We start from the raw sequence: 13,629 nt of genomic DNA, 5'->3' as shown, positions 1-13,629 counted from the left end.
TTAATACGCAATTTCTCCATCAGGTTTACAGTCATAATGTTTTTGAATATAAAAACAAACAAATCTATAACAAACCTAATAACCTTGTTGAGACGCGATTGTTAGAAATGGTTATTAATTAACGCTGCAACTCATTGTCGCAGCCTCTGAAATCGTAATTACCACTCTTTTATGAATTTCAAAATTAGTAATATAACCGCACTCACCTGCGATGATCTCGCCACTATCAAGCTCTATGTGATAACGATATGCGCCATCTAACTGCGCTAAATCATAATACAGGGTGTTAGTATGCATGGCGGCGATGTCACCAAAGTCTAAGCGGCTATGGGGAAGTTTTACCACCGCGGATTCAACACCTTGAGCTGATTGATTACTGAGGGTCAAACTGGGACTGAGATATAAGTACGACCAATATATTAATAAAATAAGCCCGCATAATAATATCGACACTTTGGCAAATAGTGCCCTCCAGCCAGTCACGACCTTAAGTTTATTACCCTTTGCAAAAACCATTTAGACTTTGGTTCCTTTCACTGTAAACACTAAAGGCACTGAGTTACCTTTAACAATAGAATGAAACTGATTAGGCGCTTGCTCTATCAAATTTTCAAAGCAGTTATAGGGGCTAAATGGATACTCGTTAAGACTATCAATTCTGATCCCTGCTTTGATTAGCGCATTAATAACATCACTTAATGAATGCGGCCAAGTCAGCATAGTTTGTGGTGTCGAAGCTGTTGATTGCGGTGAAGATGCAGACTCGAAATTACCATGTGATTCGGTATAACTACCCTCAACCACCACATCAGCCTCAGTTTTATGAAAATAACTATAACCTTCTAAAACATCCTGTAGTGGATGAAACTCAGCCATATAAAAACAGCCACCCTGCTTTAAACTCTTGGCAATGATATTAGCCCAGCGCTCTAGACAAGGTAGCCAACAAATGGTGCCGTAAGATGTGAACACAATATCAAAATCAGTGACTTTCTTACCGGTGAATTGGGGTAAACTTTGATCGCCAAATTGATACACATCTGCGCAAATAAACTCGGCTTTTAGCTCACATTGCAATGCAAGAGCATTGGCTTTAGCAATAGCGACATCTGATAAATCAACCGCTGTAACAATGGCACCTTTACGAACCCAAGATAAACTATCAAGACCAAAATGGCATTGCAGGTGTAATAAAGATTTTCCACTAACATCAGTAAGTTCAGCGGTTTCAATTTCGGTTAATGAAGATTTTCCCTTCAAAAAACCAGCCACATCATAAAATGATGAATCGAAATGCACTTTTGCTCTTTCATTCCAAGCAAGCTTGTTAATTGAAACATAATCCTGCATAAAAACCTTGTAAGTCATTATTAATATTGTTTATTTTTCACAACATACCATCTGTAATTACTGGCTAGCTAACTACACACCAAATAAGTCACAACCAGAACACAATTTACAAACATTATGCCTAGAAATATTTCTTACGGATATAAAAAAAGCCGACAATTAATTGTCGGCTAAAAGGGGAATGACTCGATTTATTAACTTAGAGTAAACTTCTGCACTTGTTGTGACATTTCCGCCGCATCTTCTAACAAAGTTTCATTTAGCTGGCTCAAAGATGTCGCTATAGTTTATGTTTGGCTATAAATTTCACTGATTTGCATGGCATTTCTATTCACCTCTTCTGCCACTGCAGCTTGCTCATGTGTCGCAGAAGCAATTTGTTGGTTCATGCTTTCAATGGTATCAATATGGCTAACAATTTGATGCAACTCATTACCTGCCGCTTCAACTTCAATGACGCTTTCATCAGCGCTCAGCATGCCTCGTTGCATCGTTTGCACCGCTAATTGCGCGCCCGTTTTTAATCGTTCGGTCATGCGTTTAATATCATCTGTTGATGACTGTGTTCTTTGGGCCAGTGTTCTCACCTCATCAGCAACAACAGCAAAACCACGTCCTTGCTCGCCCGCCCTTGCTGCTTCAATTGCTGCATTAAGTGCAAGTAAATTCGTTTGTTCTGAAATAGCACTAATGACTTCTAAAATGCCCGCAATAGACTGAACATCTTGATCTAAGGTCTTTATCGCTATTGATGCTTCGTTGATTTCACCTGCAAGGTGTTTAATTGAAGTAACCGTTTTTGAAACACCAACATTACCGATATTTGCCTCTTTATTGGCTAAAGTTGACGCATCAGATGCTTCTACGGCATTGGCTGCAATTTGCGTCACTGTAGCACTCATTTCCGTCATCGCAGAGGCTACCTGTTCAGCTTCTGAGTGACCTTTTTCGACATCTTGTCTCATGGTGCTAGCATAGTTATTAACTTGCTCAACCACATTAACAAGCTGACTAGCATTGTGTCTAACTTGACAAATAACACTCTCAAAATCAGACATCATCGCATTAAAGGCTTTTGCTAGCTGACCAAACTCATCGGTTGAGTCATGCTCAATGCGAGTACTTAAATCAAAATGATGCCCTGCATGGGTCACTTTATTAAATAATTGACTTAAACTGCGATTCAAATATCTAGAGATAGATAGACTCAGCCAGGCTAACAATAATATTGATACCGTTAATGCAATGAACGAGCTCCACATTTGTTGAGTCGCAGTGCTCAGTTTGCGCTGGGTTAGTGTCACGAGTTCATTGGCGAGGTATTGCTCAAATTTGGCAAATTGATTAATTCGGTTAGTGGATATTCTAAACCAAGTTTCAGGTTGCTGATTTTTAATGTCTGTCGCATCTTGTTAAAATGCAATTTGACGCATAGCCTCGACAGCATTCGCTTCATTAGAGCGATTATCTTGTTCAAAGCGCGCATTCGTATTGCTGGTCGCTAACGCAGAAAAACGTTCTGCATAGGTTTTTTGCTCAGCCACTAAAGTCACAAATTTAGCATAGCCGCCAGCCTTAAATCCTTGCTGGCCAAAGGTTGAACTCATTACTGCCCGCTCAATACCTGCACGTTCCTTTAATTGTAAAAAAGCACTAAATGAGGCCAGCTTCAAAGATAATTCACTAATGCTACTTTGCACTGCAGTTTCATCAACCACGGATAATAGGGTTTTATTTAAATCTGAATAATATTTCACTTCTTCAGCCACTGAGATACTCAGGTCATCTACCGAGCGGCGCATACTTTGAAGTTGTTGTAGTTGCGATTCTATTTGTCTTAATGTTGAACTGATTTTTGCAGGAAAGTGCTCTGCAGCTGGAATACTCGAAAAGTTAGACACTTGTTGGTCTGTCATTGAGCGTTGCTGAGGTAAATCCTGAGCAAATGATTGACCTTTAGAGCCCAGAAAACCTGCACTCATGCCACGCTCCTTTTGTAATTCATGTACTAGGGCGCTGTTGATAACGGCCAGTTCACTTAACGAAAGTACCGTATTAAGCTCTGTTTGTATTTCATATTTATTGTGCACAAACATGTCACCATAAATTAAACAGATTAACAGTGGAGGAATAATTAATAGTGAAAGTTTGAGTCGAGTATTGAGATCGATAATCCATTTCATGACAGCTGTGACCCTTAAGAAGTGTGTTATGTTTCTAATTGAAATTACATTCATTAATGTAACTACAGCGACAGGATTTTCTAAAATATGTATTCTAAAATTCTAAAATTTATAATTATCTTTTTTAGGCAAAAAAAAACCTGTAAATCGCTTTACAGGTTTTCGGCTTAATGTAAAAAACTTTAATTAATTATCCTTCAACGCCTTTACTGGCAAGGAACTCATCATAAGTACCTTTAAAGTCATTGATGCCATCAGCAGTAATTTCAATGATGCGTGTTGCTAGTGACGATACAAATGCACGGTCATGAGACACAAACATTAATGTACCTTCATACAATTCTAATGCATTGTTTAATGACTCGATTGATTCCATGTCCATGTGGTTAGTTGGTTCATCAAGTAATAAGATATTTGGCTTTTGCATGATGAGCTTACCAAAGTACATACGACCCTTTTCACCACCAGATAACACTTTAACTGATTTTTTAATGTCGTCTGAGCCAAATAACATGCGGCCTAAGATGCCACGTACTGATTGGTCGTCATCTTCAGGTTTACGCCATTGGCTCATCCAGTCAAATAAGGTCATATCATTAGCAAAATCAGCTTCATGATCCTGCGCGTAATAACCAATGTTACTGTTTTCAGACCATTGAACCGTACCTGCATCTTGCGGGATGTCATGCACTAAAGTACGTAATAAGGTGGTTTTACCCACACCGTTATCACCTAAGATAGCAACACGCTCGCCAACTTCAACCATCAGGTCAAGTTTGCTGAATAATGGCTTATCAAAGCCTTTCGCTAATTGCTCAACCACTAAAGCATTACGGAATAATTTCTTTTCTTGCTCAAAACGAATGAACGGATTCACACGGCTTGAAGCCTTGATATCCTCAAGCTTAATCTTGTCAATTTGCTTAGCACGAGATGTTGCTTGCTTAGCTTTTGAAGCGTTAGCAGAGAATCGTGCTACGAAACCTTGTAGCTCAGCAATTTGGGCTTTTTTCTTAGCATTGTCAGATTGTAAACGCTCACGAGCTTGCTGGGCTGCCATCATGTATTCATCGTAGTTACCTGGGTAAACACGTAGTTCACCGTAATCGATGTCAGCCATATGGGTACAAACTGAGTTCAAGAAGTAACGGTCATGGGAAATAATCACCATGGTACTGTTACGTTGGTTAAGCATTTCTTGTAACCAGCGAATGGTGTCGATGTCCAAGTTGTTGGTTGGTTCGTCAAGTAGCAAAATATCTGGATCAGAGAACAAGGCTTGAGCCAAAAGTACACGCAGTTTAAAACCTGGTGCGATTTCACTCATTAGGCCAAAGTGCTGGTCTACACCAATACCTACGCCCATTAATAAATCACCAGCACGAGATTCAGCGGTATAACCGTCCATCTCAGCAAATTCCATTTCAAGCTCAGCGACTTTAATGCCGTCTTCTTCACTCATTTCTGCGAGTGAATAAATGCGGTCACGCTCTTGCTTCACTTCCCACAACTCTTTGTGGCCCATGATAACGGTATCAACCACTGAGAACTCTTCATAAGCAAATTGATCTTGATTCAATTTACCAAAACGTTCACCAGGATCGATTGATACATTACCGCTTGTTGGCTCAAGATCGCCAGTAAGGATCTTCATGAAGGTTGACTTACCACAACCGTTTGCACCAATTAGACCGTAGCGATTACCGCCACCGAATTTGACAGAGATATTTTCAAATAACGGCTTGCTGCCGAACTGCATGGTGATGTTGTTGCTGTATATCACGTAGGAGATTCCATTAGTTTTTGGACGAAAAATTGTCGCGATTATACATTATTCGACTCAAGCTTTACAGCCAGAATATTGATTGATTTATTTTTGCCTATTTGTCAGATTGTTGCAGTAGCTATACTCATGATTAACTCAAGATGTAATCTAAACTGAGCTAACGTTAGCCTTTCACAATTTCGATTAATCTTGTAATAAACAACTTAACTGATTCAGCCGTTTCAAACTTAAAAGCTAAACCATAGTGGCTTTCTTTTAAGCTTTTATGGCGACGAGTCGGGAAACGGGTCATCTGCGCATTATGGTGATAGTCATATTGTGCATGTACCCCGTCTAATGTGGCTAACTCACCAGAGAACACTTCAAAAGCCGGGCGAATAATGAGTACCGGAGTGTTGCTGTCAATATGTAAATACACCGGCTCTTTAAGCTTAGGCAGCATGTATTCGGTAACATTACTAATGGTGAAATTGGTACGGCAATCTAATTCATTTAATGCTGTGCGCATATCTTCTTGGCTAATAATCATTTCTTTTCGCTTGAGTAGTAAGGGCAATGACGCTAACTGTAATGCCAAATCAACAAAAAGCCTCGAAGTTTCGTTCGAGGCTTAGATATAAATCACTGACTTAGATTAAGTTTAACTGGGTTAAAATATAATCCAAACCACCAGTAATTGCTGCCACTTGGGCATCATTACATTCTTGGTCATTGACCAATGGGCTATCAGGATACACTTCAGTGGTGGTATTATAGTGATTGTTTGTCATCCCCGCACATAAGCCAAGCTTTTTAGTTGGGTAGTTAATGACCCCAAACTGCTCAATATCAACACCAATTAACTGACCATTATCATCTGGGGCAATATGGGTTACTTTGGCTACCGACTCAATAATCGCCTGTTGAAAGTCAGGAGTTGGATTTTCTGAGTCACCAACCAAATAAAAACCATCTGGAATAACGCCTTTTTCATAGTCTTTGCCATCACGAGCTGATAATGCGGGGCGAAATTCTAGCTCGTCAGTATCTGTGGTTTCATGCAAATCAATATGGGCATAAACGTCACCAAGGCTAGCTACAAATGCCATTAAATCTGCCGATTCATTGGCTGGGCTGTCAGCATAAAAAGAACGGTTTGGGTCCACTGCGTATGGGTTCCAGCGATTAATTGTTTCATAACCCCATGGGCTCACACACGGCGCTACCGCAATATTAAAGTATTGGCTGTAATGCTCAGCCTGAGTCGCTAAAAACTGAATCGCGCCATGTACGCCACTGGTTTCATAACCATGAACACCGCCAGTTACTAAGATAGTTTTTTTGCTGCTATCCCAATGTTTAGATTTAAATGCAAATAGCGGATATTTGTCGGCATCATAAGCTAGAGCACCATATTGCACTTGTTCAAAGCGTGAGGCTAAAGGCGCTAATTTTGTTAGCACTTCTTGTTGATAGCTACGTTTAATGGTTACTTGGGCAAGCCACTGGGCCTTTTCTTGTGCATTCCAAGGTTTGCCTGGGGTGCCAATGGGGAAACTTGACATAAAAAATACCTTATTTGCTGTCTTTCTCTTATTCATTGCTTTGAATCCTATCGCAATGTCAGCACAATTTCTATTTAAGTGGTGGTTCATTTGCGGATAACAGGGTGTTCGCAGCTAGGTAAATGATAACCACAAACGTCAGTAACGAAAAACTGCCATTAGGGCTAAATACCCATTGCCGCCAATAAAATAAGCTATCTACCTGTTGCGGTTATAACGCGAGGAGTTATTTATTGGTAAAGGTAAATTTGTTTTTAAGCCAACTAAGACTGGCAATTTGCTGTGTTTTCGTTAGGCCAAAGTAAATACAAACCCATGGGCAAATTAATAAAAACCAAGGTAATGCTGCTGTTGGTACGCCACTAAAAAAGAAATACAAAAAGCCGCCATACATGACGATAACCCCAATAATGCCCACCACTAACATGACTTTTTTCATCAAACTTTCTAAGCGTACAATATTCACAACTATCCTTACTGTCATTGAGCACTGCCGAGATGCAGCTTTATTTCGATTGAAATAAACTAAGGCAAAAAATATAACCACAGGGTAACATTTTTAGAAACCCAGAAAAACTTATCTCTTTGCTTTTGTGCTCGCCTAAGCTGTAACCCGCCACCTAAATTAACCAATATAAATAAACGCTTATAATCTTGTGTGCGCATACTTGCGGTTCAAAAACAAAAAATCCCTACCAGAAAACCGGCAGGGATTAATACTATTAATGAGCCAATATTATTATCGCTAATGAGACTAATATTGTTATCGCTAATGCGACTAATATTGTTATCGCTAATGCGACTTAAAGGCGAATACCGCCATCAATTTCAAACACACGGCCATTAACGTAATCATTCTCAACGATAAATTTAACCGTTGATGCGATTTCTTCAGCTTGACCTAAACGCCCAACTGGCACCATTTTCTCCATTCGCTCTAGGGCTTCTGGTTTCATTGCTGCAGTCATTTCAGTGGCAATCACACCAGGTGCTACCGCTGCGCTACGGATATTATAACGGGCTAGTTCTTTCGCCCAACCTACGCTCATGGCAGCCACACCCGCTTTAGAAGCTGAGTAGTTAGACTGACCCATGTTGCCTGCTTTAGCGACACTTGAGATATTAATAATCACCCCAGGCTTCGCGGTTTCAATCATCACAGCCGCAGCTTCACGGCCACACAGGAAAGTACCGGTTAAGTTGACATTGATAACTGACTGGAATTGCTCATATGACATACGGTCAGTAACCTTGCCATCTTTTGCCTTAACCATTAAGCCATCACGCAAGATCCCAGCGTTGTTGATAAGAATATTAACCTGACCAAAATCTTCACGGATGAAATTAAACCCCGCCACCACATCTTCTTCATCGGTGATATCTAACGCATAGCCTTGCACTTCAGTACTTGCACCTAAATCAGCACAAGCACGTTCTAGCTTTTCTTGATCAACATCGATAAGTGCTAATCTTGCGCCTTGGGCGGCAAACTCTTGCGCCATAGCCAGACCTAACCCACCTGCACCGCCAGTAATGACAACAACTTTATCTTTAATTTCCATTAACTGGATCCTTTCTCTATTTATTTAGTGTTTTGCATACTCACATTCCGGCGCGGTTGAATGGCTCAACCAGCCTTCAAGCAGCTGTTATTTATCTTCATCTGCTTTAGCAAACTGTTCAAAAATACTTGAAAAATCACGGCGACCATTGCCTTGACGGGCATGGTTAACATATAAACTGCGCGCCAATGCCCCCATAGGAGTGCTGGAATTCGATGCCAGCGATGCTTGCTGTGACAAGCCTAAATCTTTCACCATCAAATCAACCATAAAGCCGCCCTGATAATCATTTGAAGAAGGCACATTGTCCATTACATCAGGGCACGGGTTGTATTTTTCGAGGGTCCAGTTGCCGCCGCTACTGACTTTCATGATATCAGATAACACTTTAGGGTCTAAACCATTATCAATACCTAGCTGCAAAGATTCACTGGTGCCGACCATTAATACTGATAACAGCATATTATTACAGATTTTGGCAATTTGGCCTGCGCCTGCCGCACCTGCATGAAAAATATTAGCCCCCATAACCGTTAATACTGTTTGCGCTTTATCATAGGCGTTATCACTGCCACCACAAATGAATGTTAGTGTGCCAGCGGCTGCGCCCGCTGTGCCGCCTGACACTGGCGCATCCATAAACTCAATGCCTTTGGCTGCAGCTTGTGCCCCAACCGTTTGCGCCGTGCCAGCATCTATGGTGGAGCAATCAATTATTATGGCATCTTTAGCGACCACATCCAGCAAGCCTTTGTTGTCATCATCGCCAATATATAAACTGTGTACATGCTTACCTGCAGGCAACATGGTAATGATATAATCTGCTGCTGCCGCTGCGCCGCAAGCGGTTTTTGCGCTTAACGCGCCCTGTTTAGTTAATGCCTCAACCGCCGCTGGTACTAAATCAAATACCGTGACTGTCATGCCTGCTTTAATTAAATTGGCTGCCATTGGGCCGCCCATATTACCTAAACCAATAAATGCTACTGTTGCCATGATAAATTCCTTTTAGATGTCTTTTAGCTAGATGCCTTTTACTTAGATGCCTTTTAACGGATGGTCATCGGCTTGCCAAGGTGATGTCAGCAATTGGGTCACTGCTTCTGCGGTCACTTCACTTGCATGACTAAATCGCCATTGTGGATTGCGATCTTTATCAATGAGTAATGCCCTTACCCCTTCACAAAAATCGCCATAGGAGCAGCAATTGACGCTAATACCTAGCTCCCACTTAAAGCACTCTGCTAATGTTTTATTCGTACCTAAGTTGGCTTGAGCAAAAATTAAAAACCAACTTAATGGGCTACCTTTTAAAGCCGTTTTTTGAGCCCGTTTAAGCCAATCTAATTCAGTGTCTAAACTGGTGAGTTGATGATGCACCTCTTCAATTTCACCCGACATTAATTGATCAATCTCAGTTTGAAATTGCTCAAGTGGGCTTTGGCCTATTTTAGCTGTGGTATTTTGTTGCTGGGTATTTAACACCATACTTAGCTGCTGATGATTTAACTCAGCATCATCGCTCCAACTGACGTCAGCAAGGGCATCAAATAACGGCTGTTTATCATCGCTTGCTAAAAAGTGATTGCCCAGTCCAACATGCAAAGCATCGGCGGCGTTCATGTTATAAGCGGTTAAGCCTAAAAATAAGCCTAATTTACCCGGCATACGATTTAAGAAATAACTGCCGCCTACATCAGGGTACAAACCTATGGATATTTCAGGCATGGCAATGCGGCTTCGCTCTGTCACCACTCGGTGACTGCCACCCGCCATTAGCCCTAAACCGCCGCCCATAACAATGCCATCGCCCCACACCAGCACTGGTTTACCAAACTGATGTAGTAAATAATCTAATTGATACTCTTGGGTGAAAAAATCGCATGCTTCTGCAGTCATGGTATTAGGATTAGCAATCGATGCATGGTAAATCGCCCTGACATCACCGCCAGCGCAAAAGGCTTTATCCCCTGCGCCATCAAGCACAACAAAAGCAATATCATCATTTTGCTGCCAAGCAAGCAGCTGCTTGGTCATGGCATTGACCATGTCTAAATTCAAGGCATTTAAGGCCTTTTCAATATTAAGGGTTACCACCCCAATTGATTTACCAGACAGGGTCCCTAGAGTTTGAAATATTACATCTTGAGTCATTAGCTATTATTCCAATTCAGTATATTGTTTTACAGCTTATTAAGGCTTATTTTCCGGTAATCCAAGCTATCATTGCGACTAGGGTAAATACCCATGTTGGCTAATTTCATTAGCCAACATAAAGCGCTTGGCTAGTAACTGTTACAAAATAGCGTGCGCATTTTCATCTAGCAAACGACGAGCAATAATTAAGCGCATGATTTCATTAGTGCCTTCAAGAATTTGATGTACCCGCACATCTCTAAAATGACGCTCTAATGGGTACTCACGAATATAGCCATAACCGCCGTGAAGTTGCAGGGCGTTATCACACACTTGAAAACCAATGTCGGTAGCAAATCGTTTTGCCATTGCGCAGTAAGCTGTGGCTTCTGGATCTTTTGAATCTAATTTGAAAGCAGCTAAGCGCACCAACTGCCTTGCAGCGACTAACTCTGTCGCCATATCAGCTAACTTAAACTGTAATCCTTGAAATGCCGCAATGGGCTTACCAAACTGCTTACGTTCATTCATGTATTCTGTGGCACGGCTCAGCGCAGCTTGCGCTGTACCGATAGAACAAGTGGCGATATTAATACGACCGCCATCGAGGCCCTTCATGGCAAAAGTGAAACCTTGGCCTTCTTCACCGAGTAAATTAGCCACTGGCACGCGGACATTTTCAAAGGTTATTGAACGTGTTGGCTGGGCATTCCAGCCCATTTTGTCTTCGGCTTTACCATAGCTTACACCAGCAGTATCTGCTGGAATAGCTATAGCTGAAATACCTTTTGCGCCCGCTTCGCCTGTACGGCACATCACTACTAATAGCTCAGTTTCACCCGCACCAGAAATAAACACTTTTGAGCCATTAATGATGTAATCATCACCATCACGAACCGCTTTAGTCGCAAGTGATGCAGCGTCACTGCCTGCACCCGGCTCTGTTAGACAATATGATGCGAGTAATCGACCTGTGGTTAGACCTTCAGACCACTGCTGGCGCAATGTTTCACTACCCCAAGTGGTGACCATCCATGTGGCCATATTATGAATAGTCAACATGGCGGTAGTTGCTGTGCAGCCTTGTGATAACTCTTCAAAAATAATCGACGAATCTAATCGGCTTAGCCCCATTCCACCTTCTGACTCAGGCGAATACAAAGAGCAAAAACCTAGCTCGCCAGCCTTGTGAATTACATCCTTTGGAAAGTAATGCTCTTCATCCCATTTTGCGGCAAAGGGTGCCAGCTCATCTGCGGCAAATTGACGGGCTAATTCTGCGAATTGGCGTTGGTCTTCGGTTAAATTAAAGTCCATGGTGTTAATCCTTTTACTATGACTCTTTAGGTCATTTTATGGCTAAACAATCCTGTGCTTTTATGTGAGCGTGTTTGCAAAAACTGAGTGACTTTTGCAAACTGATTTTTACTAAATGCTTATAGCTAACCGCATTTTAGTTACACGCTATTTGGTTACACGCACAGTGATCATTAAGTGAGTCTTGTGGTTTGCTTGTCTGAATAATTAACTGGTCTTCTCCCATCAGAAGACCAGTACATTTACTTAAGATTGATGCTCATATTCGGGCCACTCACCACTTCGTCATCAAACCATCGTGAAGTGATGGTTTTAGTTTCAGTGTAAAAACGCACCGCTTGTTTACCGTAAGCGTGCTGATCGCCATAGAAACTGCCTTTCCAACCGGTAAATGAGAAGAATGGTAATGGCACAGGAATTGGCACGTTAATGCCCACTTGGCCCACTTCGATGTGGTGTTGATACTTACGCGCTGCACCGCCGGATGCGGTAAAAATTGAAGTGCCGTTACCATATGGACTGTTATTGACTAACTCAATGGCGTCATCAAGGTTGTCAGCTTCCATGCAGCACAATACAGGACCGAAGATCTCTTCTTTATAAATGCTCATATCGGTAGTGACTTTGTCGAACATGGTTGGACCAATCCAGTTACCTGACTCATAGCCCTCAACCGTAAAGTCGCTACCATCGAGTAAACAGTCCGCGCCTTCAGCTTTACCTTGGGCAATAAGCTTAAGTACACGCTCTTTGGCAGCGGGGCTAATAACTGGGCCATAGGCGGCATTGTCATCATTCCATAAACCTGGGCGTACTTTTGCTAGTGCTTCTTTAAGCTCTGGGATCCACTCTTTAGCAGCGCCAACAAATACTGCCACTGAAATCGCCATACAACGTTGACCAGCAGCGCCAACTGATGCGCCAACCATGTTATTGATCACTTGCTGCTTATTAGCATCAGGCATGATCACGCAGTGGTTTTTCGCGCCAGCAAAGGCTTGAACACGCTTTAAGTTATCAGTAGCCGTTTTGTAAATGTATTGCCCTACAGCCACAGAACCAACAAATGAAATCGCTTTAATGTCAGGATCTGCCAACAAAATATCCACCGCGGTTTTATCACCATGAATAAGCTGCAGCACGCCTTTGGGCGCGCCCGCTTCAACAAACAATTCAACTAAACGCTGCGGCGTCATTGGATCTTGTTCTGAAGGCTTTAAAATAAAGGTATTACCGCAAGCAATCGCTAACGGGAACATCCATAACGGGATCATCGCCGGGAAGTTAAACGGGGTAATACCCGCACACACCCCTAATGGCTGGGTGTAGCTATAAGTATCAATATTACGCGCCACATTCTCAACGGTTTCGCCCATTAACATTGAGGCGATATTACAAGCATGCTCTGCCACTTCAATACCACGCCAAACATCACCTTTTGCATCTTCAAAGGTTTTACCGGTTTCTTGGGCCAGAATAGTGGCGATTTCATCGTGATGCTCTTTTAAAAGGTGTTGATAACGGAGCATTACGCGAGCACGCTCTGACACAGGTACTTCTTTCCACGTAGTGAATGCTTGTTTTGCACTGTCTATGGCTTGATTAACTTCTGCAACCGTAGCAGCGTTAATATTGGCAATAACGCTGTTGTTAGCTGGGTTAGTAACATCAATGTTTTGACTACCTGTACCTTCGGTGAATTCACCGGCAATATAATGTTTAACTTGTATGGTCATCTTGCTTCCTAAATC

Annotated in this window: 11 protein-coding genes and 1 pseudogene; all 12 read right to left on the bottom strand. The window is 41.9% G+C overall.

Features of this window, described 5'->3' with window-relative positions; all coding sequences use genetic code 11:
• Positions 1-114: 114 nt before the first annotated feature.
• Complete coding sequence (locus tag AB4140_RS00805; protein ID WP_371999386.1) at positions 115-516, bottom strand: hypothetical protein; 402 nt, start codon at positions 514-516, stop codon at positions 115-117.
• On the bottom strand, positions 517-1,350 hold the full coding sequence (locus AB4140_RS00800; protein WP_371999384.1) for a class I SAM-dependent methyltransferase: 834 nt from the start codon (positions 1,348-1,350) through the stop codon (positions 517-519).
• A gap of 194 nt (positions 1,351-1,544) precedes the next feature.
• A pseudogene (locus AB4140_RS00795) lies at positions 1,545-3,533 on the bottom strand (methyl-accepting chemotaxis protein).
• Between the two features lie 190 nt (positions 3,534-3,723).
• Positions 3,724-5,316: an ABC-F family ATPase gene (locus tag AB4140_RS00790; protein ID WP_102437707.1), complete on the bottom strand. Its 1,593-nt coding sequence runs from the start codon at positions 5,314-5,316 to the stop codon at positions 3,724-3,726.
• 166 nt (positions 5,317-5,482) lie between these two features.
• Complete coding sequence (locus AB4140_RS00785; RefSeq protein ID WP_102437760.1) at positions 5,483-5,827, bottom strand: hypothetical protein; 345 nt, start codon at positions 5,825-5,827, stop codon at positions 5,483-5,485.
• Between the two features lie 121 nt (positions 5,828-5,948).
• On the bottom strand, positions 5,949-6,899 hold the full coding sequence (locus tag AB4140_RS00780) for a M14 family metallocarboxypeptidase (protein WP_241904128.1): 951 nt from the start codon (positions 6,897-6,899) through the stop codon (positions 5,949-5,951).
• 190 nt (positions 6,900-7,089) lie between these two features.
• Positions 7,090-7,290 carry a hypothetical protein gene (locus AB4140_RS00775; protein ID WP_102437762.1) on the bottom strand — a complete coding sequence of 67 codons (201 nt, stop codon included), beginning with the start codon at positions 7,288-7,290 and terminating at the stop codon, positions 7,090-7,092.
• A 376-nt stretch (positions 7,291-7,666) separates the two neighbouring features.
• Positions 7,667-8,425, bottom strand: a complete 759-nt coding sequence (locus tag AB4140_RS00770; protein WP_371999382.1) for an SDR family oxidoreductase — start codon at positions 8,423-8,425, stop codon at positions 7,667-7,669.
• Positions 8,426-8,512: 87 nt separating this feature from the next.
• Positions 8,513-9,421: a 3-hydroxyisobutyrate dehydrogenase gene (gene mmsB, locus AB4140_RS00765; RefSeq protein WP_371999380.1), complete on the bottom strand. Its 909-nt coding sequence runs from the start codon at positions 9,419-9,421 to the stop codon at positions 8,513-8,515.
• A gap of 42 nt (positions 9,422-9,463) precedes the next feature.
• Positions 9,464-10,579 (bottom strand): enoyl-CoA hydratase/isomerase family protein, encoded by a 1,116-nt coding sequence (locus tag AB4140_RS00760; protein ID WP_102532230.1) that lies wholly within the window; start codon positions 10,577-10,579, stop codon positions 9,464-9,466.
• Positions 10,580-10,720: 141 nt separating this feature from the next.
• The gene (locus AB4140_RS00755) at positions 10,721-11,878 is read right to left on the bottom strand and encodes an acyl-CoA dehydrogenase family protein (protein WP_303413973.1); all 1,158 of its coding nucleotides are present in this window, start codon (positions 11,876-11,878) and stop codon (positions 10,721-10,723) included.
• A gap of 242 nt (positions 11,879-12,120) precedes the next feature.
• Positions 12,121-13,614 (bottom strand): CoA-acylating methylmalonate-semialdehyde dehydrogenase, encoded by a 1,494-nt coding sequence (locus AB4140_RS00750; RefSeq protein ID WP_102519013.1) that lies wholly within the window; start codon positions 13,612-13,614, stop codon positions 12,121-12,123.
• Between the last annotated feature and the right edge of the window lie 15 nt (positions 13,615-13,629).

This window comes from Shewanella sp. 10N.286.51.B2 (assembly GCF_041469265.1).
Classification (GTDB): domain Bacteria; phylum Pseudomonadota; class Gammaproteobacteria; order Enterobacterales; family Shewanellaceae; genus Shewanella.
Note: the sequence above shows the minus strand (reverse complement) of the source record. Positions and strands in the feature narration are given on the sequence as shown.